Origin of the sequence: Micromonospora sp. DH13, assembly GCF_020873825.1 — a bacterium.
GTDB classification, from domain to species: domain Bacteria; phylum Actinomycetota; class Actinomycetes; order Mycobacteriales; family Micromonosporaceae; genus Micromonospora; species Micromonospora haikouensis.
The window spans coordinates 123,323-146,389 of the sequence record NZ_JAHWGR010000011.1; the positions used below are offsets into that span (position 1 = coordinate 123,323).

Genomic DNA, 23,067 nt, shown 5'->3' on the forward strand with positions numbered 1-23,067 from the left:
CTCCCCACCGGTACGGGAGGATGCGGGCATGCTCCGGACACCGCGTGCGCTCCTGCTCGACTTCGGCGGGGTCCTCGCGGACGCGCCACCGCAGCCACCGAACCCGCCCGAGCTGGTGCAACGGCTGTTCCGGCTCGTCGGTGGCGCGGTCCCCGCCGAGCAGATCGCCCGCGACCTGACGGCCGGCGCCCACGCGTACGGGCGGTGGCGGGACGAGGAGAGCGCCGGGGAGCACCCCGTCGAGCTGGGCCACCGGCAGGTGTGGGCCAGGTTCGTCACCGGCGGCTGGCCGGCCCCGGCCCGGGCCGCCGTCGACCGGGAGGCAACCCCGCTGGCGTACGCGTGGACCTGGCACCAGCAGTGGGCCGTGCGCCCCGGCATCCCCGACGCCCTCGCCGCCGCCACCCGCGCCGGCCTCCCGCTCGCGGTCGTCAGCAACACCACCTGCGGTGCCGCCCCACGCGACTTCCTGGCCGCCGCCGGCCTAGGCACACTGTTCACCGCGCAGCTCTACAGCGACGAGGCGGGCGTGCGTAAGCCGAACCCTGAGCTGGCCCGGCTCGCCGCCCAGGCGCTCGGCGTGCCGGTCGCCGACTGCTGGTTCGTCGGCGACAGCCGGCACCGCGACGTCGCCTGCGCCCGCCGCGCCGGAGCCGGGGCGGCGGTGCTGATGTGCTCACCGCGCACCGACCGCGAGGAGCCCCTGCCCGCGCTCGCCCCGGACGCCGTGGTCGAGGACGGCCACGGCCTGCTCGCGCTGCTCCGCGACGCCGGAGTCAGCGCCCCGGTCGGCTGACCAGCACCGTCATTCGTTCCGACGACCGGGCACGTCGCGCTCCGTGGCCGCCGAAAGTGGACGAACCGCGCTGATCGTGGGGACGACCGCAACGACGTCGAAACTGTCGCGGGGCGAGGGCAGGTCGAGGTAGTGCCTCTCGTCCTGCCCAGGGTCGTACACGCCGGAGACCACCCGGGTCCGCGCAGGTCGACCGAGCAGCGGCGCGACCTCGGTGGCAGCCGGCGAACGCAGGTCCACGATCCGCACGCCGCCCGCACCACCGGCCAGCAGCGCCCCTTCCAGCGAGTTCGGGCTGGGCTCGGGCAGGTCCATCCCCGGGATCCGCCCCCGGCCGAACGTGAGATGGACGGCGGCGTACCTGTCGGCGAGGGCAGCCCGAAGATGAGCGCCCAGCATCACCCCTCGGTGTGCGGCGACGTGCGCGCTGCCCTCCCAGAGGACGATGCGTTCGCCCGTCCGACGCTGATGCGCCACGAGCCGATCGGCGGCGGAACGCTCCTCCCGGGCCACGTCGTGCCCCACACCGATGGCGTTGGCGTGGTGTTCCACGATCGCGTCGAGCATCAGCAGCACCTCGTCGCGATCGGGGCCGCCGTCGAGTGCGAGGACCAGATCGCGGGCGGTTCGGGCGAGGTCGACGAACGGCGTACCCGGGTGGGTGCCGTGTGCACGTTGGACGTGTTCGCCACTGTCGTGGGCGGTACGGATGACGTCGAACAGCTCCCCCACCCGCCTTGCCGTCGGCGCGTCCAGCCGGGCGAGCAGCTCCACGGCGCGGTGGTAGTCGGCGGGCAGCACCCGCGACCCGCCGACAGCGATGACCCTCACCGGATCCGTCCGCCGCTGGTTGTGCCGGCGCAGCCAGCCGAGCGCCGCGCGCATCTCGGTCGTCCGCCACGGGCCCCACGCCTGGCCGAGCACCCCGTCGAGATCGATGTCCGCGCCCCGGACGAACTCGTCGTACAGCTCGCCGACCCGCTGGTTGTCGAGCACCGCGACGACCCGGAACCCGCGACGGATCAGGGCGCGGGTCGTGTGTTCGACAAGGCCGAAGAGTTCGTGCGCCGCGCGGGTGGAGGTGCCCAACCCCACGACCGTAGCCGCGTCGACGAGGGAGGAAAGCTGCTGTCCGGCCCGCTGGAGATCGTCTGCCCGTTCGCTCATGTGACGAACCATCACAGTTGAACGTGCGTTGAGGTCAAGCCTGCGAACCTCGGGCCGGTGAGCAGTCACGGCTACCACAACGCTGCACGACTTTGAGTGGAGCCCAGGGGACTCGAACCCCTAACCCCTGCCTTGCAAAGGCAGTGCTCTGCCAGTTGAGCTAGGGCCCCGAAGGCGGGCGGAACCGCCCGGAGCTGGCAGTCGAAGTGACGGTCAGCGCAGGTCGGGCGCGGTGGTCGCCTCGTGCCACAGGGCCCGCTCGTCGTTGGAGGCCTTGACCTTACGAGCGACCAGGGCAGCCACACCGACGACGCCGGCCAGAATCAGAAGCTTCTTGAACATGGGGCGACCCCTTGCGCTCGACAGCCGTCGGAACGATGTGCGGTGGGGCTAGCTGGAATCGAACCAGCGACCTCAGAGTTATCAGCTCTGCGCTCTAACCGACTGAGCTATAGCCCCGCGTGGCGACGGCCAAGGTTAACGCATCCGCCCGCCGCGCCCCAAATCGGGGGCCGCCGAGCGCCGCGCGCCCCGCCGTACCCCCCGAAACTACCCGGACGCACGACGCCGGGGCGACCGCTTTACGCGGCCCGCCCCGGCGTCGGACGCGGTCAGTCCCGCTCGGCGAGCGTCAGCTCGATCCCGCCGACCAGGTCGGCGCAGACGTTGTAGACGAACGCGCCGAGAGTCGCCAGCGCGGTGAACAGGACGACGTTGACCAGGCCGATCAGGGCGGAACTCAGGATCACACCCTTGGCGGTGATCTGGAAGGTGCTGCTGCTCTGCCCGCCGGCGGCCACCAGGTCGGTCAGGCTGTCGTTGACGCTCTGGAACACACCCATCGCGTCCAGCGCCAGGTAGAGCACCGACGTGGCCACGACCACCACGATGAACAGCACGACGGAGACCGCGAACGCGAACTTCATCACGGACCACGGGTCGATCCGCTTGAGGTTCAGCCGGGCCCGGCGGGGCCCGCGCGACGCGGCCGAGCTGACCGAGGTACGCGCCGAGCGCACCGCGTCACCCACGCGGGCCGCCCCGACGGCCGCCGCACCGGCCACCCCCGGCGGCAGCCCGCCGCCACTGGCGGGACGGCCGACACCGGCCGGACGGCCACCGTCCGGCTGCGGCTTCGTGGCGGTGCCACCCCCGATGCGCGGCAGGGTGCCTGTGACGGCGCTGCTGCCGGCCGCCGACTGCCCGCCGCCGGTCCTGATCGGCTGGGTCGTCGCCGGACGGGCCGCACTGCCCGCCGCCGCGGCCGGAGCCGCCGCGGAGGTGGGCGCGTCGATGCCGGATGTCTCGGTCTTGTCGCTCGCCCCCGAATCGTCGCCGGGGGAGTCCGGCGGCGGCGCCATCCCGGGCGCCCGGGTGAACTTCGGGGCAGGCGCGTCGGCGGGGACGGTTGCCCGGCCCACGGCCGCGCGGCCGGTCGCTGGTGCGCCGCCCTTCGCGGCGGCCTCCTCGTCGACCGGGTTGGCCGAGGTCCCCTTGTTCCCCGACTTCGCCTGTGTCTCCGTCATCAACTAGTCCTGTTCGTCAGGCTCGTCGGCATTGCGAGCAATCGCCACGATAGTCACGCCGTCCGGGAGGTCCATCAGCTTGACCCCCATTGTGTTCCGGTCACGCGTACGGCGTACAGGCTTCACCGGAGTCCGGATGACGCCACCGTTGCTGGTGATCGCGAACAGCTCGTCGTCCGGGTGGATCACCACAGCGCCGACCAGACCACCGCGGCGCTCGGTGATCTTCGCAGTCAGCACGCCCTTACCTCCCCGGCCCTGCACCGGGTATTCCTCGATCGGGGTACGTTTCGCATATCCCCCGTTCGTGGCCACCAGGACGTCCAGCCCCTCGCGGACCACCTCCATGGCCAGCAGGACGTCCTCGTCGCTGAACCGCATGCCGATCACACCCGACGTGGCCCGACCCATCGGCCGCAGCGCCTCGTCCGTGGCGTTGAAGCGGATCGCCTGCGCGTTCTTCGACACCAGCAGCAGATCGTCGGACGGGGCGACGAGGGCAGCACCGACCAGCTCGTCCTCATCGCGCAGGTTGATCGCGATGACTCCGCCGGAACGGTTGGAGTCGAACTCCTCGAGCCGCGTCTTCTTCACCAGGCCGTTCTTCGTGGCCAGTACCAGGTAGGGGGCCACCTGGTAGTTCGGGATTTCGATGATCTGCGCGATCTGCTCGTCCGCTTGGAAAGCGAGCAGATTGGCCACGTGTTGGCCCTTGGCTACCCTACTGGCTTCCGGAAGCTCGTACGCCTTGGCCCGGTACACCCGGCCCTTGTTCGTGAAGAACAGGATCCAGTCGTGCGTCGAGCACACGAAGAAGTGGCTGACGATGTCGTCCTGCCGCAGCGTGGCCCCGCTGACGCCCTTCCCGCCACGCCGCTGCGAGCGGTACAGGTCGACCTTCGTCCGCTTCGCGTACCCGGTGCGGGTGATCGTCACCACCACGTCCTCGCGGGCGATCAGGTCCTCCATCGAGACCTCGCCGTCGAACGGCACGATCTTCGTACGCCGCTCGTCGCCCCACTTCGCGATGATCTCGCCCAGTTCCTCCGAGACGATCCGCCGCTGCCGCTCCGGCTTGGCCAGGATGTCCTTCAGGTCGGCGATCTCCAGCTCCAGCTTCGCCAGATCGTCGAGGATCCGCTGCCGCTCCAGGGCCGCCAGCCGGCGCAGCTGCATGTCCAGGATCGCAGTCGCCTGGATCTCGTCGATCTCCAGCAGCCGGATCAGGCCCTGCCGGGCGTCCTCCACCGTCGGCGACCGCCGGATCAGGGCGATCACCTCGTCCAGTGCGTCCAGCGCCTTGCTCAGGCCGCGCAGGATGTGCGCCCGCTCCTCGGCCTTGCGCAGCCGGAACGCCGTCCGCCGCCGGATCACCTCGATCTGGTGCTCGACGTAGTAGCGGATGAACTGGGCCAGGTTCAGCGTGCGCGGCACCCCGTCGACCAGCGCCAGCATGTTCGCGCCGAACGTCTCCTGGAGCTGGGTGTGCTTGTAGAGGTTGTTCAGCACCACCTTGGCGACCGCGTCGCGCTTGAGCACGAGCACGATCCGCATGCCCGTACGCCCCGAGGACTCGTCCCGGATGTCGGCGATGCCGGCGAGCTTGCCTTCCTTGATCAGCTCCGCGATCCGCTCGGCCAGGTTGTCCGGGTTCACCTGGTAGGGCAGCTCGCTGACCACCAGCGCCGGGCGGCCCCGCTTGTCCTCCTCGACCTCCACCACGGCCCGCATCCGGATCGACCCGCGACCCGTGCGGTACGCGTCCTGGATCGCCTGGGTGCCCACGATCAGACCGTGGGTCGGGAAGTCCGGACCCTTGACGATCTCGATGAGCGCGTCGAGGGTCGTCGCCTCGTCGACGTCCGGGTTCTCCAGGCACCACTGCACCGCCGCGCCGATCTCGCGCAGGTTGTGCGGCGGGATCTTCGTGGCCATGCCGACCGCGATGCCCTCGGAACCGTTGATCAGCAGGTTCGGGATCCGCGACGGCAGGATGGTGGGCTCCTTGGCCCGGCCGTCGTAGTTGTCCTGCAGGTCGACGGTGTCCTCGTCGATGTCCCGCAGCATCTCCATCGCCAGCGGGTCGAGCTTGCACTCCGTGTTGTGGCTGACGAACCCGTCGGAGACGAACGAGTGGTCGTCCGTGTCCACCCGGATGCTGTAGACCGGCTGCACCCCGGCGTCCGTGACGCTGGCCACCTCGGCGTAGTAGAACCGGCCGTCGACCAGCGGCTCAACCACGTCGAGCACCTCGCGCTCGGTGATCCGGGCCACGATCTCCTCGCGGTCCCGCTCCCAGCGCTCGATCCGGTCGACGTTGTGCCGGCGCAGCCAGTCCCGCTCGGTCCACCGGGTGGCGCCGTGCTCGCGGATGAAGTCGCCGACCAGCGGCACGTGGTCGCCGGAGAGCGCGGTGCTGCTCGCCGGTACCTGGGCCAGCTCCGACTCCAGCTTGACCTGCTTGCGGCCGAGGAAGCCGACCTGCTGGGCGAAGATCCGGGCGTCGCGGCGGTTGGTCACCACCACCTTGATCTCGCCGTTGTCGTACGGGCACTGCCGGCTGATGACGCCGAACTCCAGCAGGAGCTGCTGCACCTCGCGGGCCAGCCGCTCGCTGCGGGTCGAGTACGAGATCTGGATGGTGTTGCGGGGCAGCAGCGACGACGAGCCGTCGCCCTCGAACAGGGCCTGGAGGAAGGCCCGCTTGATCGCCGCCGGCCCCCGCCAGACGAACTCCGGCACGAACTTTGCGGCACTCCGCGCCCCGACCAGCTCGCCGAGGATGCTCTCCCGCAGCGCGGAGAGGTCCTGGACGTCGATCTCGTGCAGCACGCTCCCGGAGGCGATGGTGCGCTGGCTGACGTAGCGCGGACCGCCGACGGCGAGGTCGTAGGCCGCGAGGACCCGGACGAAGAACTCGCGGTCTGTGTTGTTGAAGCCGGCCCGGCCCTTGGACACCCAGCCCTCGCTGACGAACGCACCGGCGAGGACGGCCGCCTCGACGTGCTCCAGCATCGGGTAGCCGATCTCCTCCGGCACCGTCCGCTGGATGACCACCCGGTCGCCGGGGCCGATCTCGGCGAGCAGCTTCCACAGCAGGGTCGGCACGCCGGCCACGTCGACCAGGCAGAGGACCGGGTGGTTGTGGGTGCCGGTCAGCTCGTACCCCTCGCGGGTGCGCAGCCGCAGCGTCGGATGCTCGCCGGAGTGGAAGAACTTGGAGGCGCGGACCAGGTCGCCGTTGCGGTCGCGAACCTTCAGCTCGATGTCGGTCTCGCTGCTCGGCGCGGCGTCGGAAACGACGTCACCGATCCGGACCGCACCATCGGCGGTACGAATGCGGACATTGCCGTCCAGACAATACCTCATGGCCGCAGCCGGGTCGTTTCCGGGCGATCCGAAGTTGCCGTTGCCGTCGACCAGCGGGTAGCGCAGCGACCAGGGCTGCGCCATCCGGACCAGCGCGTCGTAGATCGCCGAGTCGCCGTGCGGGTGGAACTGACCCATCACGTCGCCGACGACGCGGGAACACTTCACGTACCCGCGGTCCGGCCGGTAGCCGGAGTCGAACATGGCGTAGAGGATCTTGCGGTGGACCGGCTTGAGCCCGTCCCGGACGTCCGGCAGTGCCCGCCCGACGATGACGCTCATGGCGTAGTCGAGGTAGGAGCGCTGCATCTCCACCTCGAGCCCGACCGGCTCGATCCGGTCGTGCGCCACGACTGCGGCGGCGGGGGTCTCGGGGACCTCGGGCTCGCTCGGGGTGGACTCGGGGGTATCGGTCACTGTTAACCCTTATCAGAATCAGAGTCGGTTTCGTGCTGTGGATAACCGCTGTGGAAACCGGCCACACTGTGGATAACTCTGTGGATCGGCGGGCCGCCGGTGGACGGCCGGGCGGTCCCGCCGGCTCCGTCAGATGTCCAGGAAGCGGACGTCCTTGGCGTTGCGCTGGATGAACGAGCGGCGCGCCTCGACGTCCTCACCCATCAGCACGCTGAACAGTTCGTCGGCCACCGCCGCGTCGTCGAGCGTGACCTGACGCAGGGTGCGGGTCGCCGGGTTCATCGTGGTCTCCCAGAGCTCGGGGTAGTTCATCTCGCCGAGGCCCTTGAAGCGCTGGATGTCGTCCGGCTTGGCGTTGGGCTTCTTCTGCTGGCGCAGCGCGATCAGCCCGTCGCGTTCGCGGTCGGAGTACGCGTACTGCGCGTCGTCGCCCTTCTTGTTCCACTTGATCTTGTAGAGCGGCGGGGCGGCCAGGTAGACGTGGCCCAGTTCGACCAGGGGCCGCATGAAGCGGAACAGCAGGGTGAGCAGCAGCGTCTGGATGTGCTGGCCGTCGACGTCGGCGTCGGCCATCAGCACCACCTTGTGGTAGCGCAGCTTCTCCATGTCGAAGTCGTCGTGGATGCCGGTGCCCAGGGCGGTGATCAGCGCCTGGACCTCGTTGTTCTTCAGGACCCGGTCGATCCGGGCCTTCTCCACGTTGAGGATCTTGCCGCGGATCGGCAGGATCGCCTGGGTGCGCGGGTCCCGGCCCTGCTTGGCCGAGCCGCCGGCCGAGTCGCCCTCGACGATGAAGACCTCGGACTCGCGCGGGTCGGTGGACTGGCAGTCGGCGAGCTTGCCCGGCATCGAGCCGGACTCCAGCAGCGACTTGCGGCGGGCCAGCTTGCGGGCCTGCTGCGCGGCGATGCGGGCGCGGGCGGCCTGGGACGCCTTGGTGATGATGATCTTCGCCTCGGCGGGGTTCCGGTCGAACCAGTCGACCAGCCACTCGTTGCAGACCCGCTGCACGAAGCTCTTCACCGGGGTGTTGCCGAGCTTGGTCTTGGTCTGGCCCTCGAACTGCGGGTTGGCCAGCTTGACCGAGATGATCGCGGCGAGGCCCTCGCGGATGTCCTCGCCGGAGAGCTTCTCGTCGCCCTTGAGCAGCTTCTTGTCCGCGCCGTAGCGGTTGACCACGCTGGTCAGCGCCGCGCGGAAGCCCTCCTCGTGGGTGCCGCCCTCGTGGGTGTTGATCGTGTTGGCGAAGGTGTAGACCGACTCGCCGTACGACTCGTTCCACTGCATGGCGATCTCGACCGACATGCCCTCCTCCTCGGCGCCGAACTCGACCACCGTCTTGTGGATCGGGGTCTTGGAGGCGTTGAGGTGCCGGACGAAGTCGGCGATGCCGCCCTTGTAGCAGAAGGTGACCTCGCGGGTCTTGCCCTCCTCGCCCTCGGGGACCCGCTCGTCGAGCAGGTGGATGGTGAGGCCCCGGTTGAGGAAGGCCATCTCCTGGAGGCGGCGGTAGATGGTCTGGAAGTCGAAGTCGACGGTCTCGAAGACGTCGGCGTCGGGCCAGAAGGCGACGGCGGAGCCGGTGCGGTCGGTGGTCTCGCCCTTCTCCAGCGGCGATGGCTTGGAGTTGGCGTACTGCTGCCGCCAGACGAAACCGGACTTGTGGATCTCCACCGCCATCTTGGTGGAGAGGGCGTTGACGACGGACACGCCGACGCCGTGCAGACCGCCGGAGACGGCGTACGCCTTGCCGTCGAACTTGCCGCCGGCGTGCAGCACGGTGAGTGCCACCTCGACGCCGGGCTTCTTCAACTTGGGGTGCAGGTCGACCGGGAAGCCACGCCCGTTGTCGGTGACCCGGACCCCGCCGTCGGCCAGCAGCACCACGTCGATGGTGTCGCAGTAGCCGGCAAGCGCCTCGTCGACCGCGTTGTCGACGACCTCCCACACCAGGTGGTGCAGACCGCGCTCGCCGGTCGACCCGATGTACATGCCCGGCCGCTTGCGGACCGCCTCCAGCCCTTCGAGGACGGTGATCGACTCGGCGCCGTACTCCTGCTTGTCCTGCGCTGCCACCCTCGGCCACTTTCTCGCGCCGCCAGCGCCGCAAGCGGCGAGTCGGGCGCGGGTTCGGCGGACAGGACGCGACGTCGGCGCGCGGACCGGCACCGGGCGTGAACCGGGGCACGGGCCGGAGCGCCGGTCGCCGCGGATGCCCGCGGATCGCGATCGGCTCGACCCGACGTGGGACAATGATCTCGGGCCGGTGGGCCCGTGTCCGTCGCACCGTGTCGGGTCTTCGTCTCGCCCTCAATCTTACTGTGCGCAGACGACAGAACCGCCACTCGGCACCCCTTCGCGGCGGCTGAGAACTCCGTAGCCGGCCGATCCGCGCCACCCACGACTCCCCCTACGGGCGAGCCCCGGATCGGGTGGCGGCGCCGCCGCCGGGACTCGGGGGGTGGGGGTCGCGGCGGGAGGGACGGTGGGCGTAGGTTTGCGGCGCCCAGCGTGGCCGGTCTTGATCTTTTCCGGTCGGAACCGGACGATCGACCCGAACGCTTCGACACGTGCTCTCAAGGGGTGACGCCAGATGGGGCTGGACAACGTCGCGGTGCACTGGCCGCGGACCGGCCGCTTCTACGATCCGGTCGCACCGGCCGAGTTCGTCGACTTCGGCGAGATCGTCGACCTGCCGCGGATCTCCGCGCCGACGGCGGCTCTCGCCGAACACATCGCAAAGACCGGCACGGTCCGGGCGACCGCCTACACGGAGCTGGTCGACCTGCTGCTCGGGCTGGAGAATGTGCTCTACGCCACGGAGAACGCGGCCGAGGACGAGGACCCGGTGATCGACCCGGACGGCTGCGCCTGGATCGCCGGCGGGATCGAGCGCTTCGTGGCCGGTCACCGGCCGCACGGGGAGACGGTCACCTTCGACTCGGTCAGCACCGTGCTGCGTGGGCTGCTCGGCGACGGCCGCCTCGCCGAGCAGCAGTTGCGCTGGCTCGACACCCGCCTAGACGGGCTGCGCGACGAGAACGGCGACCCGCCGCAGTGGGACTTCACCTGCGCCGAGCTGGGTGTGCTGGCGGCCTTCTACCGCCGCTGCGCCGACCGGGGCTTCGCCGTCTACGCCGACGCCTGACGGGACCGGCACCGGCCCGTCCCGCGCGTGGTGATCGACTCCATGTCGGCGACGTGGCGGTATCCGGGCGGCCGGGATACCGCCATGTCGCCGACATCGCGCGGCCGGCCCGCCCGAGGCGGCCCGGGCCAGCCCGCGCGGGCCCGGGCCAGCCCGCGCGGGCCCGGGCGTCAGCCGTACGTGTCGCGGGGGCCCCGGCCCCGGACGCGGCGCGGCCCCCGGGACCAGGACGGCGCGGCCGGCCCGTGGATGTGCAGCTTGCGCACCACGTTGTGGCCCACCTCGCTGGCGATCTGCCGCAGCAGCGAGGCGGCGAGCAGCCGCAGCTGCGTCGCCCACGCGGTGGACCGGGCCTCGACGGTCAGCTCGCCGTCCTCCAGCTTGACCGGGCGGCTGTTCTGGGCCACCTCGGGGCCGACGACCCGCTCCCACGCGCCGAACACGGTCGCCTCGGCGGCCGGCTGCTCCCAGCCGCGCGCCTTCATCAGCCGGCCCAGCACGACACCCAGCGGCTGCGGGTCGCGGGGGTCCGGCCCGGGGCCGGAGTAGCCGCGTAGCCGCCGGCCGCCCTCGCCGTCGCCGGAGACGACGCTGCGCCGGCGGTTCTTGGCCGCCGTCTCGCGGCGGGCCCGCGCGGCGTCCAGCACCGCCCGGGCCAGTTCCGGCCCCGCCGCCCCGGCGGGCGCGTCGCCACCGCCCGCGGCGGCCGGGCCGTCGGACCGTCCGGTCCCGTCGGCCGCCCGGCCGGCGCCGCGGCGTGCGCCGCCGCCGCCCGGGGCTGCGGCGTCCCGGCCAGCCGGCCCGACGGCGGGGGTACGGGGCCCGAGCCGGGCCGGCGGCAGTTCCTGCTCATCCGGCACGGCGCACCTCACCCTCGCCGACCTGGTAGCGGACGCCGTGCAGGCCGGTCGGTACGTCGTCGTCCACGGCGCAGGTCACCAGCAGTTGGCTCGCCCCGCCGACCAGCCCCGCCAGCCGCTCGCGGCGGCCCGCGTCGAGCTCGGCGAAGACGTCGTCGAGCACCAGCACCGGCTCGATGCCGTCGGAGCGGAGCAGGTCGTATCCGGCCAGCCGCAGGGCCAGGGCGAACGACCAGGACTCGCCGTGGCTGGCGTACCCCTTGGCGGGCAGCGGGCCGAGGGTGAGGGCCAGGTCGTCGCGGTGCGGGCCGACGAGCGTGGTGCCGCGCTCCACCTCGGCGGACCGGGACTCGGCCAACGCCGCGAGCAGCATCTCGGCCAGCGCCGCCCGGTCCGCCACCGGGTCCGTCAGTTCCACCGACGGCCGGTACGTGATGCCCGCCGCGCCCTTGCCGGCGGCGACCGCGTCGTAGGCCTTGGTGACGTGCGGGCCGAGTGCGGCGACGAGTTCCAGCCTGCCGGCGAGCAACTCGGCCCCGTGCCGGGCGAGGTGGGTGTCCCAGACAGCGAGGGTGGACAGGTCCCCGCCGCGCGACCCGCCGGTCTTGCGGGCCAGGTACGCGGTGCGCAGCAGGGCGTTGCGCTGCTTGACGACCCGTTCGTAGTCGGCGCGCACCCCGGCGTAGCGGGGCTGGCGGCTGACCAGCAGGTCGTCGAGGTAGCGGCGGCGTTCCGCCGGATCGCCGCGGACGAGTTCCAGGTCCTCCGGGGCGAACAGCACCATGCGCAGCGCGCCGAGTACGTCGCGGGCCCGCCGGGCGGGTGAACGGCCCAGCCGGGCCCGGTTGGCCTTGCCGGGGACGATCTCCAGCTCGACCAGCAGTTCCCGGCCGTCGTGCGCCACCGCGCAGCGGATCACGGCCGAGGTGGCGCCCAGCCGCACCAGCGGGGCGTCCGTGGCGACCCGGTGCGAGCCCAGGGTCGCCACGTAGCCGAGCGCCTCGACGAGGTTGGTCTTGCCGGTGCCGTTGGCGCCGACCAGGACGTTGGGGCCGGGTTCGAGGTCGACGGCGACCCGCTCGTAGGAGCGGAAGTCGACCAGTTCGAGCCGGCGGACGTACACGGGTGGCGGACGCCGCTCAGCGCTTGTGGACGGCGTGGCCGCCGAACTGCTGGCGCAGGGCGGCGACGGCCTTCATGGCGGGAGAGTCCTCCTGCCGGGAGGTGAAGCGGGCGAACAGCGAGGCGGCGATGACGTTCAGCGGCACGGCCAGGCGGATGGCCTCGTCGACCGTCCACCGGCCCTCGCCGGTGTCCTCCGTGTAGCCGCTCAGGTCGGACAGGTCCGGGTCCTCGTCGAGGGCGCGGTCGAGCAGGTCGAGCAGCCAGGACTGGACGACGGTGCCCTCGCGCCAGGACTTGAACACGCCCGGCACGTTGGTGACCAGCTCGGACTTGGTGAGCAGCTCGTAGCCCTCGGCGTAGGCGTGCATGAGGCCGTACTCGATGCCGTTGTGCACCATCTTGGCGTAGTGGCCGGCGCCGACGGGGCCGGCGTGCACGAAGCCGTGCTCGCCGGCCGGCTTGAGCGCCTCGAAGATCGGCATCAGCCGGTCGACGTGCTCCTGCGCGCCGCCGACCATCAGGGCGTAGCCATTTTCCTTGCCCCAGACGCCGCCGGAGACGCCGACGTCGAGGTATCCGATGCCGCGCGTGTCGAGCCGTTCGGCCCGGGGGGCGTCGTCGCTGAACCGGGAGTTGCCGCCGTCGATGATGATGTCGCCGTCGCTGAGCACCTCGGCGACGGCGTCGATGGTGGTGTCGGTGACGCCGGCGGGGACCATCACCCAGACGGCCCGGGGGCCGTCGAGCTTCTCGGCCAGCTCGGCCAGGCTCGTGACGTCGCTGCGGTCGGCGTTGCGGTCGTAGCCGACCACCTCGTGACCGGCGGCGCGCAGCCGCTCGCGCATGTTGCCGCCCATGCGGCCGAGTCCTACGAGGCCGAGCTGCATGTGTTCCTACCTCCGCTGCGTCCGGGTCGGGTATGCGCGATCAGCGGGAGACGCGGATCGGCATGATGAGGTACCGGTACCCGGGGATGACCTCGCCATCCTCGCCTGCGGGGGAAATCACCGCCGGCTTGAAGGCGTCGACGAACGCGAGCTGCGCGAACTGAGCGCCCAGGTTGGCCAGCCCGTCGATGAGGTACTGCGGGTTGAAGCCGATGGTCAGCGGGTCGCCGGTGAAGGTGGCGTCCATGGCCTCGCTGGCCCGCGCCTCCTCGGTGCCGCCCGCCTCCACGACGAGACCGTCGGAGCTGAAGCTGAGCAGCACGGGGGTGGTGCGCTCGGCGACCAGCGCCACCCGCTTGACGACCTCGATGAGGGTGCTGACGGCGAGGCGGGCCTCGGCGTTGTGGCTGGCGGGGAAGAGCGAGCGCACCGGCGGGTAGTTGGCGCCGTCGAGCAGCCGGCTGGTGGTGCGCCGGGTGCCGCCGGAGAAACCGATCATGCCCTCGCCGGCCGCCCCCTGGGACAGGGCCATCGTCACGTGCCCGCCGAGCGGACCGAGGGCCTTGGCGGTGTCGTGCAGGGTGCGCGCCGGCACCAGGGCGTTGATGCTCACCTCGGGGTCGTCCGGGTGCCACTCCATCTCGCGCAGGGCGAGCCGGTAGCGGTCGGTGGCGAGCATCGCCAGGTTGCCACCCGAGAGCTCGATGCGGACGCCGGTCATCATCGGCAGCGTCTCGTCCCGGCCGGCGGCCACGGCGACCTGGGCGACGGCGGCGGCGAACGCGGCGGCGTCGACCGTGCCGGTGCTCTCCGGCATCTCGGGCAGGGCGGGGTAGTCCTCCACCGGCATGGTGGGCAGGGTGAACCGGGCGCTGCCGCAGACCAGTTCGAGGTGCGCGCCGACCGCGGCGATGTCCACCGGCTTCGCGGGGAGTGCCTTGGTGATCTCGGCGAGCAGCCGGCCGGAGACCAGGGCGGCCCCGTCGGCGTCACCCTGCACCTCGACGGTCACCTGGCTGGAGACCTCGTAGTCGAAGCCGGAGACCTGCAGGTTGCCGTCGGTCACCCGGAGCATCACGCCGGCCAGGACTGGCACGGACGGCCGGTTGGGCAGGCTCTTCGCGGTCCACGCCACGGCCTCGGCGAGCGCGTCGCGCTCCACTCGGAACTTCATCAATGCCTCCGCGTCGACGTCAGCGACAACTCTCTCATGCCGACCGCTGCCCACCGTCCCGCCCGACTGTGCGGGTTCCCATCGCACCTTAGGGCGCGCGGGCATCGGCTGTGCGCCCGACCCCGTGGATCCGGCCGGTGCCGGAGCGACTGTCTCCGGCCGTTCCGGCCCCATCCACAGGAAGTCCAACGGTGATGATTGGTTTTTGTTCTCTTAGAAGAACAAACTCATCGTCTTCGTAGCACCTGTGCAAACTGTGGAAAACCCGCGTCTGCGCAGGTCAGACACGTTATCCACCGGTGGCTAGCCTGTGGAGAACCCGGGGTAAAACCGGGCCGGTCGTCCACAGGCCCGCCGATCCACCGGGTTGTCCACCGCCGTCCACCGGTTATCCACCGGTTATCCACCGACTTTCTCCCCAGTCCTGTGGACGGGCCGCACCGGTCTTCGCGTCGTTGTCCCCAGAACCTTCAACAGGTAGCCCACAGCCGTCCTCCTGCCTGTGGGCGACGGGCGGCATCGTCCACAGGTGTCCACAGGCATCCACAGGTCCGTCCCCAGGGTTTGTCCACAGCCTGTGGGTAACCGGGGTCGGACCCTGCGTAGTTTTCCACCGCCGGTGGACAACCGGCTGTGGACAGCGTGTGGAAACTGTGGACGAGCATGTGCCGATCCTGGGGCCTGAACCGGGTCGAGGGTCAACACGAGGCGTCCCGGCACGCCTGTGGACGACGGCTCCGGGGTCTGGACGTGACCGGCGTCACGTCGACCCGGGTGGTCGGGCGCGGAGGTCGACGCCGCCCGGAACACGAAAACGCCCGGCCGTCGTGGTCGGCCGGGCGTCGGTCGCCGCTGCGGGCGCGGGCGTGGTGGGCGTACGCCTCAGGTGGTCTGCTTGATCCGGTTGGTCAGCTCGGCGATCTGGTTGTAGAGCGAGCGGCGCTCCGCCATCTGCTGGCGGATCTTCCGGTCGGCGTGCATGACGGTCGTGTGGTCCCGCCCGCCGAACGCCTGCCCGATCCGGGGCAGCGACAGGTCGGTCAGCTCCCGGCACAGGTACATGGCGACCTGGCGGGCGTTGACCAGCACCCGGGAGCGGGAGTGCCCGCGCAGGTCCTCCAGGCTGACCCCGAAGTACTCCGACGTGGAGACCATGATCTGGTCGGCGGTGATCTCGGGGCCGGCACCGTCGGGGATGAAGTCCCGCAGCACCTCCTCGGCCAGCGACAGCTCGACGGTCGACCGGGTGAGGCTGGCGAACGCGGTGACCCGGATCAGCGCCCCCTCCAGCTCCCGGATCGAGTTCGACACCCGCGACGCGATGAACTCCAGCACGTCCGGCGGCGCGTAGAGCCGCTCCTGGGCCGCCTTCTTCTGCAGGATCGCGATCCGGGTCTCCAGGTCGGGCGGCTGGATGTCGGCCAGCAGCCCCCACTCGAACCGGGTGCGCAGCCGGTCCTCCAGCGTCGCGAGCTGCTTGGGCGACCGGTCGGAGGTGACGACGATCTGCTTGTTGGCGTTGTGCAGCGTGTTGAAGGTGTGGAAGAACTCCTCCTGGGTCCGCTCGCGGTTCTCCAGGAACTGGATGTCGTCGATCAGCAGGATGTCGACGTCGCGGTAGCGGCGCTGGAACGCACTCGTCTTGTCGTCGCGCACCGAGTTGATGAAGTCGTTGGTGAACTCCTCGGTCGAGACGTACCGGACCGAGCGGGCGTTGCCCAGCGTGGTGGCGTAGTGACCGATGGCGTGCAGCAGGTGCGTCTTGCCGAGCCCGGAGCTGCCGTAGATGAACAGCGGGTTGTACGCCTTCGCCGGCGACTCGGCGACCGCGACGGACGCGGCGTGCGCGAACCGGTTGGACGAGCCGATGACGAACGTCTCGAACATGTACTTCGGGTTGAGCCGGTTCCCACCGGTCTCCGCCCCGCCGGGGAGCCGCCGGTCGTCCCGTCCACCCGGACGGTGATCCATGCCACTGCGACCCGGCCCGCTGTCGGTGCCGCCGTCGCGCGGCAACCGCTGGGGGGCCGGCACGGCGCCGGCCGCGTATCGGCCCTCGTAGGGCCGGGCCCCGCCGACGTCGATCCGGGGCCGCTCCTCGAAGCCGCGCCGGTCGGCACCCGGCACCAGCGGTTCGGCGAAGGCGTCGCCGAACAGGGGCTCCTGGGCGTCGCGGGCGGCGGGGACGAGCCCCTGGCGGTGCCCGTCGTCGTTCGGGGCTGGCCGGGACGCGGGCCCCGGCTCCGCCACCCCGTGCCCGGGATGCCCGGCGGTGCCGTCCTGGCCCGGGTGGGGTGGCCGCGCGTGGTCGGTGCCCGGCTCGTCGTGGCCGGGGTGGCCGGGATGGCCCGGGGCGGGAAAGCCGAGCGCGGGTTCGTGTCGGCCCGCGCCGGGCTCGTCGTACCCCCGGCCGTCGAACGCCGCTGCGGCGTCGAAGCCGACGGACCCGTCGAGGGCGGGCTGTTCGCCCGGCCCGGCGTCCGGGGTGCTGCGGTAGACCGTGCCGGCGGGGCGACCCGAGGGGTCCTCGGCGACCCGGACGGTCACCGCCACCTGGATCGGGCGGCCCAGCCGCCGGGTCAGCGCCTCGGTGATGGCCGGCCGCAACCGGGACTCGATCACGTCGCGGGTGAAGGCGTCCGGCACGGAGAGCAGGGCGGTGTCCTCGACGATCGCGCGGAGCCGGGTGAGCCGCAGGTACGCGCGTTGCTGCGCGGAGATGATCTCGTCGGCGAGTTCGTCCGTGGTCGCCGTCCACACCGCGGCTAGGTCGGTCGTACCGGCCACCGTCGTGCCACCCCCCTCGCTTCTGCTCCCGACCGCCGCGGTGGTCCAGCCGGACGGCTCACCGGCCGTCGTCCACAAGTTATCCACAGCCTGTGTGTACTGACCGATTGTGGCCCCCCGCCCGAAGCGGGTGGGACCTGCCCCCTGTCTGAACGGGCGCTGAAGCGGGTTTCACCGTGCCGAACGATTCACTGCCTGGTCGGGTCTTGCCCGAGTCCGGTCCTGCTCGACGACGACCGTCTCGCCCGACGACGGGAACGGGGCGACGACGCCGACCGCAAACGCGCACGCTAACAGCGCGGGGCCGGGGCCATCAACCGTCGACGCGGTGGCACCCTTGGCGACATCAGTGAAAAGCAGCGCTTCGGTCGTGGTCAGGGGCGCTGTGGGGGTGTGGCGGGGTGTTTGACGCTCATTGCCCCTCTGCGTAGGCTGGATCGGCTGCTCTGCCGCCCTCTGCTAGGGTGGTGCGTGCTTGCTGTCCGCGGTCGCCTCCCTCGCATCGCCGAGGTTCCGCGCCGCCGGGCAGCACCGATCGGGGGCCACCGCCGAGGTGGCCTGGACCACCACACGACCCCGGCGATCCCGCGCCCGGGGCGTACGAAAACGGAGAGCCTGACGTGAGCAAGCGCACCTACCAGCCGAACAACCGCCGGCGCGCGAAGACCCACGGCTTCCGGCTGCGTATGCGCACCCGGGCCGGCCGCGCCATCATCTCGACCCGTCGCGCCAAGGGCCGCACCCGCCTGTCGGCCTGAGGCCGACCGAGGCCGGTCCGGGGGACGTGGGCAGTCGTGCTGGCCGCCGCGCAACGACTGCGGCGCAGCAGTGACTTCGCCGCAGCGGTCCGGGCTGGTCGCCGGGCCGGCCGTGGCGTGCTCGTCGTCCACCTGACCCTGCCCGGCACACCGGGGACACCGACGGACGTCTCGCCGAAGCCGGCGCGGACCACCGGTGCGGAGCACACCTCCGCAGCGACCCGCGCCGGCTTCGTCGTGTCCAAGGCCGTCGGCCCGGCCGTCGTCCGCAACGTGGTCCGGCGTCGGTTGCGGCACCTGGTCCGCGAGCGGCTCGCGGCCCTGCCCGAGGGCAGCACCCTGGTCGTACGGGCACTCCCGGCCGCAGCCGAGGCGTCATACTCCCGGCTCGGGACCGACCTCGACGCGGCGATCGCCACAGCCCGTGCCCCCCGGGGGCGGCGGCCCCGATGAGCAGCGATTCCACGGCGTCGCCGTCGACGAGCTTGGGTGCCCGGGTGCTGACCGGCCCCATCGTCGCGTACCGTCGTTGGATAAGCCCGGCGCTGCCGGCCCGCTGTCGGTTCTACCCGTCGTGCAGTGCGTACGCCCTTGAGGCCGTGGCCCGGCACGGCGCGATTCGGGGGGCCGGTCTGACGGTCCGACGGTTGTTGCGCTGCCACCCCTTTCACCCTGGTGGACACGACCCGGTGCCCGAGCCGGGCGGTCGCCGCCGTGCCGAAGTGACTGGAGCCTGAGAATTGTTCAGTCTGGACTGGATCTACTACGCGATCTCGTGGATCCTGCTGACCTGGCACTCGGCCTGGGACGCCATCGGAGTACCGGTCGACGCGGTGATCGGGACGAACTGGGCCTGGATCCTGGCCATCGTCTTCCTGGTGGTCACCGTCCGGGTGATCCTGTTCCCGGTCTTCGTCAAGCAGATCAAGTCCCAGCGGGCGATGCAGGCGCTCCAGCCCAAGGTGAAGGAGCTCCAGGAGAAGCACAAGGGTGACCGGGAGACGCTCCAGAAGGAGATGATGGAGCTCTATCGGAAGGAAAAGGCCAACCCGCTCATGGGCTGCCTTCCGATGTTCCTCCAGATCCCGGTCTTCCTCGGCCTCTTCCACGTGCTGCGCCGCCTCGATCCGGCCAAGATCAATAAGACGCTCTACGGCTGGACGGTCGAGCAGTTCGACAGCGCCTCCAGCGCCAAGCTCTTCACCGCACCGATCGCCGGCAAGTTCGGCTCGACCGCCGACGAGCTGGCCCGCCTCGGGGCCAACGGCACCACCGTGAAGGTGATCGCCGGCATCCTGGTCCTGGTGATGATGGGCACCACCTACCTCACCAGCCGCCAGATGATCCTCAAGACCGGTTGGGCGGAGGACCCGCAGCAGAAGATGGTGCAGCGCCTGATGCTCTACGGCATCCCGCTGTCGCTGCTCGTCTCCGGCGCGATCTTCCCGATCGGTGTGATCATCTACTGGGTCACGAACAACCTGTTCACCCTCGGCCAGCAGCAGTGGGTGCTGCGCAAGTACCCGCCGCCGCCCACCCCGGGCCGCACCGGCGTCAAGTCCAACAGCCCGGTCCAGCCGGCCAAGACCGCCGGCCTGTTCGGCCGCAAGGCCGCCCCCGCTCCGGTCAAGCAGGCGCCGGCCACGCCGAAGGTCGCCGGCCCGAAGCCGGGCGCCAAGCCGGTCAACCCGAAGAAGAGCGGCCCGGCCAAGCGCCAGGGCTGACGCCTCCCCACCCGCGCCGGCCGCCCGGCACGGGCGGGACCGGGCCCTGGCCGCCGCCCGAGGGGCAGCGCCGGGCCCGACCCACCGCGCGTAGCGCGGTCGCGGGCGCCAGCCGCCCGTACAGACGTGCCCGTGGGCACCGGTGATCTCCCGCCGGCCCCCGGGGAACCAGCGGACCCGACGGTCCGGCCGAGCGAGTACGGAGATGAGACCGTGACCGAGACCAGCATCCCCAGCGCTGACCAGTCAGTGGACGAGGAGAGCACGCCGATCGAGGCCACCGACGACACCGAGGAGGAGGCCGAGACCGGGGCCGCTCCCCGGGAGAAGAAGGCGCCGGCCGAGAGCGAGCTGTTCCGGCAGAGCGAGATCGCCGCCGACTACGTCGAAGGGCTGCTCGACATCCTCGACTACGACGGGGACATCGACGAGCTGGTGTCCGGTGGGCGTCCGGTGGTCGAGGTCGTCGGCGGCCGACTGCAGAACCTGGTCGGGCAGCGCGGGGCCACCCTGGAGGCGCTCCAGGAGCTGGCCCGGCTGGCGGTGTTCCGGCAGACCGGGACCCCGAGCCGGCTGCTGCTCGACGTCGGCGGCTACCGTGCCACCCGGCGCAAGGAGCTCGCCGCCGTCGCCAAGAACGCGGTGGAGAAGGTCAAGGAGTACGGGGAGCCGGTGCGGCTCGAACCGATGTCCGCCTTCGAGCGCAAGTGCGTCCACGACGTCGTCAATGCGATGAGCGGCGTGGAGAGCGAGTCCGAGGGCGTCGAGCCGAACCGCCGCATCGTCGTCCGGCCCGCGGACTGACCGGGTGACCCACGACGACACCACGGCGGCAGCCGTGTCCGGCCCGGGTGGCACGCCGCCCGGGCCGTCGCCTGCCCGGCCCGGGGCGGCCGGCGAAGCAGCGCCCGGCGTCGAGGCCGTGCCGACCAGCGTGACGGCGCCGGCCCTCGGCGACGATGCGCCCCGCCCGACGGGGGAGGCACCGGATCCGGCCGTCGCGACGCTGCCGCCGGAGCTGGCGGAGGCCGCCCGTGCCCTCTTCGGCGACCGGCTCGAACTCGCCGCCGCGTACGCGGAGCTGCTCGCCACCGACGGGGTGGTCCGCGGCCTCATCGGGCCACGGGAGGCACCGCGCATCTGGGACCGGCACCTGCTCAACTGCGCCGCGGTGGCGGAACGGATCCCGCCGGACGCGTCGGTGCTCGACGTCGGCTCGGGCGCGGGCCTGCCGGGGCTGGTGTTGGCCATCGCCCGGCCCGACCTGACCGTCACGCTGGTCGAGCCGCTGGCCCGACGCACCTCCTTCCTCATCGAGGTGGTCGAGAACCTGGGGCTGGCGAAGACGGTCCGGGTCTTCCGGGGGCGGGCCGAGGAGGCGGCGACCGGCTCGACCGGCGTCGGCCCCTTCAGCGCGGACATCGTCACCGCTCGCGCCGTGGCCCCGCTCGACCGCCTCGCCGCCTGGTGTCTCCCCCTGACCGTGCGGGGCGGGCGGCTGGTGGCGATGAAGGGCGCTTCCGCCCCCGACGAGATCGCGGAGCACGCCGAGGCCGTCGCCAAGTTGGGCGGGGGCGAGCCGACCGTGCAGCGCTGCGGGGTCGGTGTGATCGAGCCGCCGGCGACGGTGGTGGAGATCGTGCGCGAGCGGGTGGTGAACCAGCCCCGCGTCAAGTCGGCGGCGAAGCGCTCGCGCGGCGGGCGTCGCCGGGGCCGCTGACCGCCTTTGTCCTCGCGCGCCGGCTTCCCGCCGCAGGTCGGGTCGTTGATACGGGTGCGGGCACGCGCGGGCGGGAAATCCGGCGTGGACCGGCCGCGCCCGTCCGCCGTAGGCTGACCGCGCGTCGATAGTGTGGAGTGGACGGCATCTGACCCTCAGGGGGTCCCGGCCGCTCCCGCCGGGCCGTAGGCTCCGTGATGCGAACGAGCGTGGCCAAGACGACGGGGTGCGGGCCGACCATCCGGAGCGGGTAGGGATGACAGGTGCATGACGACGGCAGGTACGACGATCCACGGGTGAACGGTCGCGGAGAGCGGTCCGCAGCGGGCCCCGTTTCACGTGAAACCGACGAGCCCGGCTGGCCCGGCGACGCCTACGGGGCGGCGCACCCGATCGGCGGCGGCCCCGCTCCACGCCGCGACGCCCCTGCCGCCGCCGGTACCGGCACCACCGCCCCCCGGGCGGAGGCGTCCGGGACGGTCTACGGCAGGGCCGGCCGCCCCGGCGTTCCGGCGGCCGACGGTTCCGACCCCGGGCCCTCCGCTCACTTCGAGTCGACACCCCGGCCTGCCGTCGTGCTCCCCCAGCAACCCGCACCGCACGTGGTGCCTGACGCGGCCCCGGGAGCCGCCGTTCCAGTCGACACGCCGGCACCGCCGGCCGGGGCCTATGGCACCGAACCGGCCGATGCCGCGTACGTTTCACGTGAAACCCCGACGCGCGAAGAGGATGACCCACCGTTGGCTATGGAGGCTATGCGCGCCGTGCAGATCCTTAATCCGAGTGGCGAGGTGACCATGCCGCGTCCGGAGCGGACCCGGGTGATGTGCGTCGCCAACCAGAAGGGCGGCGTGGGGAAGACCACGACCACGGTGAACCTGGCGGTGGCGCTCGCCCTGCACGGCAACCGGGTCCTCGTGGTCGACCTCGACCCGCAGGGCAACGCGTCGACCGGGCTGAACGTCCCGCACCACACCGGCGTACCGGACGTCTACGACTGCCTGATCAACAGCGTTCCGCTGGAGGAGGTGGCCCAGGGCGTCGAGGGCATCCCCAACCTGTGGTGCGTGCCGGCCACGATCGACCTCGCGGGCGCGGAGATCGAGCTGGTGTCCGTGGTGGCCCGCGAGTCGCGGCTGTCCCGGGCGATCGACGCCTACCCCGGCCACTTCGACTACGTCTTCATCGACTGCCCGCCGTCGCTGGGCCTGCTCACCGTCAACGCCCTGGTGGCCGCGCAGGAGGTGCTCATCCCCATCCAGTGCGAGTACTACGCGCTGGAAGGGCTGAACCAGCTGATCAACAACATCAACCTGGTCCGCAAGCACCTCAACCCCAGGCTCGACGTCTCCACCATCCTGCTCACCATGTACGACCGGCGCACCCGACTGGCCGACGCGGTGGAGCAGGACGTCCGGAACCACTTCGGTGACAAGGTCCTGCAGGCGGTGATCCCCCGGAACGTCCGAGTCTCCGAGGCACCGAGCTACGGCCAGTCGGTCATGACCTACGATCCCGGTTCACGGGGGGCGACGAGTTACTTCGAGGCCGCCCAGGAGATCGCCGAGCGTGGGGTCAAGGAGCCGGTGAGCCGGAATGCGTAGTGCGG

At 71.5% G+C, this 23,067-nt stretch carries 19 protein-coding genes and 2 tRNA genes; 9 read left to right on the forward strand and 12 right to left on the reverse strand.

Annotated elements, in window-relative coordinates:
- The first annotated feature begins 28 nt into the window (after window positions 1–28).
- Window positions 29–796, forward strand: coding sequence for an HAD family hydrolase (locus tag LPA42_RS13560; protein ID WP_077935376.1), 768 nt, complete (start codon window positions 29–31; stop codon window positions 794–796).
- 9 nt (window positions 797–805) lie between these two features.
- Here the strand turns inward: LPA42_RS13560 and LPA42_RS13565 are convergent, their stop codons facing one another.
- From LPA42_RS13565 to gyrB, 7 genes are all read right to left on the reverse strand, one after another.
- Window positions 806–1,963, reverse strand: a complete 1,158-nt coding sequence (locus LPA42_RS13565; protein ID WP_158229356.1) for an erythromycin esterase family protein — start codon at window positions 1,961–1,963, stop codon at window positions 806–808.
- A 97-nt stretch (window positions 1,964–2,060) separates the two neighbouring features.
- Window positions 2,061–2,133, reverse strand: a tRNA-Ala gene (locus LPA42_RS13570).
- A 43-nt stretch (window positions 2,134–2,176) separates the two neighbouring features.
- Window positions 2,177–2,305 carry a DLW-39 family protein gene (locus LPA42_RS13575; RefSeq protein WP_218107428.1) on the reverse strand — a complete coding sequence of 43 codons (129 nt, stop codon included), beginning with the start codon at window positions 2,303–2,305 and terminating at the stop codon, window positions 2,177–2,179.
- A gap of 43 nt (window positions 2,306–2,348) precedes the next feature.
- Window positions 2,349–2,422 (reverse strand) — tRNA-Ile (locus LPA42_RS13580).
- 152 nt (window positions 2,423–2,574) lie between these two features.
- Window positions 2,575–3,489, reverse strand: a complete 915-nt coding sequence (locus LPA42_RS13585) for a DUF3566 domain-containing protein (protein ID WP_077935374.1) — start codon at window positions 3,487–3,489, stop codon at window positions 2,575–2,577.
- A 3-nt stretch (window positions 3,490–3,492) separates the two neighbouring features.
- Window positions 3,493–7,275: an intein-containing DNA gyrase subunit A gene (gyrA, locus tag LPA42_RS13590; protein ID WP_096761543.1), complete on the reverse strand. Its 3,783-nt coding sequence runs from the start codon at window positions 7,273–7,275 to the stop codon at window positions 3,493–3,495.
- A 129-nt stretch (window positions 7,276–7,404) separates the two neighbouring features.
- Window positions 7,405–9,351 (reverse strand): DNA topoisomerase (ATP-hydrolyzing) subunit B, encoded by a 1,947-nt coding sequence (gyrB, locus tag LPA42_RS13595; RefSeq protein WP_077935373.1) that lies wholly within the window; start codon window positions 9,349–9,351, stop codon window positions 7,405–7,407.
- 517 nt (window positions 9,352–9,868) lie between these two features.
- Between gyrB and LPA42_RS13600 the strand changes: the two genes are divergently transcribed.
- Window positions 9,869–10,423 carry a hypothetical protein gene (locus tag LPA42_RS13600; protein WP_043961011.1) on the forward strand — a complete coding sequence of 185 codons (555 nt, stop codon included), beginning with the start codon at window positions 9,869–9,871 and terminating at the stop codon, window positions 10,421–10,423.
- Window positions 10,424–10,593: 170 nt separating this feature from the next.
- Here LPA42_RS13600 and LPA42_RS13605 read toward each other — a convergent pair whose 3' ends face one another.
- The 5 genes from LPA42_RS13605 to dnaA all read right to left on the reverse strand — a co-directional run bounded on the left by LPA42_RS13605 (window position 10,594) and on the right by dnaA (window position 17,256).
- Window positions 10,594–11,283: a DUF721 domain-containing protein gene (locus tag LPA42_RS13605; protein WP_077935367.1), complete on the reverse strand. Its 690-nt coding sequence runs from the start codon at window positions 11,281–11,283 to the stop codon at window positions 10,594–10,596.
- A complete protein-coding gene (gene recF / locus LPA42_RS13610; protein WP_077935366.1) occupies window positions 11,273–12,406 on the reverse strand; it encodes a DNA replication/repair protein RecF in 1,134 nt (377 codons plus the stop codon). The genes LPA42_RS13605 and recF overlap by 11 nt, the downstream gene beginning before the upstream one ends.
- Window positions 12,407–12,422: 16 nt before the next feature.
- Window positions 12,423–13,295, reverse strand: coding sequence for a phosphogluconate dehydrogenase (NAD(+)-dependent, decarboxylating) (gene gnd / locus LPA42_RS13615; protein WP_077935365.1), 873 nt, complete (start codon window positions 13,293–13,295; stop codon window positions 12,423–12,425).
- A 40-nt stretch (window positions 13,296–13,335) separates the two neighbouring features.
- The gene (gene dnaN / locus LPA42_RS13620) at window positions 13,336–14,469 is read right to left on the reverse strand and encodes a DNA polymerase III subunit beta (RefSeq protein WP_077935364.1); all 1,134 of its coding nucleotides are present in this window, start codon (window positions 14,467–14,469) and stop codon (window positions 13,336–13,338) included.
- 882 nt (window positions 14,470–15,351) lie between these two features.
- Entirely contained in the window at window positions 15,352–17,256 is a 1,905-nt protein-coding gene (gene dnaA / locus LPA42_RS13625) for a chromosomal replication initiator protein DnaA (protein ID WP_077935372.1), read from the reverse strand.
- 620 nt (window positions 17,257–17,876) lie between these two features.
- Between dnaA and rpmH the strand changes: the two genes are divergently transcribed.
- The 7 genes from rpmH to LPA42_RS34150 all read left to right on the forward strand — a co-directional run bounded on the left by rpmH (window position 17,877) and on the right by LPA42_RS34150 (window position 23,062).
- Window positions 17,877–18,014 (forward strand): 50S ribosomal protein L34, encoded by a 138-nt coding sequence (rpmH, locus tag LPA42_RS13630; protein WP_074478258.1) that lies wholly within the window; start codon window positions 17,877–17,879, stop codon window positions 18,012–18,014.
- Between the two features lie 36 nt (window positions 18,015–18,050).
- Window positions 18,051–18,467 carry a ribonuclease P protein component gene (gene rnpA / locus LPA42_RS13635; RefSeq protein ID WP_077935363.1) on the forward strand — a complete coding sequence of 139 codons (417 nt, stop codon included), beginning with the start codon at window positions 18,051–18,053 and terminating at the stop codon, window positions 18,465–18,467.
- Window positions 18,464–18,751, forward strand: coding sequence for a membrane protein insertion efficiency factor YidD (gene yidD / locus LPA42_RS13640; RefSeq protein WP_077935362.1), 288 nt, complete (start codon window positions 18,464–18,466; stop codon window positions 18,749–18,751). Before rnpA ends, yidD begins: the two co-directional genes overlap by 4 nt.
- A 3-nt stretch (window positions 18,752–18,754) precedes the next feature.
- Complete coding sequence (yidC, locus tag LPA42_RS13645) at window positions 18,755–19,738, forward strand: membrane protein insertase YidC (protein WP_077935361.1); 984 nt, start codon at window positions 18,755–18,757, stop codon at window positions 19,736–19,738.
- 213 nt (window positions 19,739–19,951) lie between these two features.
- A complete protein-coding gene (locus LPA42_RS13650) occupies window positions 19,952–20,542 on the forward strand; it encodes a R3H domain-containing nucleic acid-binding protein (RefSeq protein WP_077935360.1) in 591 nt (196 codons plus the stop codon).
- A 202-nt stretch (window positions 20,543–20,744) separates the two neighbouring features.
- Window positions 20,745–21,458 carry a 16S rRNA (guanine(527)-N(7))-methyltransferase RsmG gene (gene rsmG, locus LPA42_RS13655; protein WP_077935371.1) on the forward strand — a complete coding sequence of 238 codons (714 nt, stop codon included), beginning with the start codon at window positions 20,745–20,747 and terminating at the stop codon, window positions 21,456–21,458.
- Between the two features lie 263 nt (window positions 21,459–21,721).
- Window positions 21,722–23,062 (forward strand): ParA family protein, encoded by a 1,341-nt coding sequence (locus tag LPA42_RS34150; RefSeq protein ID WP_077935359.1) that lies wholly within the window; start codon window positions 21,722–21,724, stop codon window positions 23,060–23,062.
- Window positions 23,063–23,067: the final 5 nt, after the last annotated feature.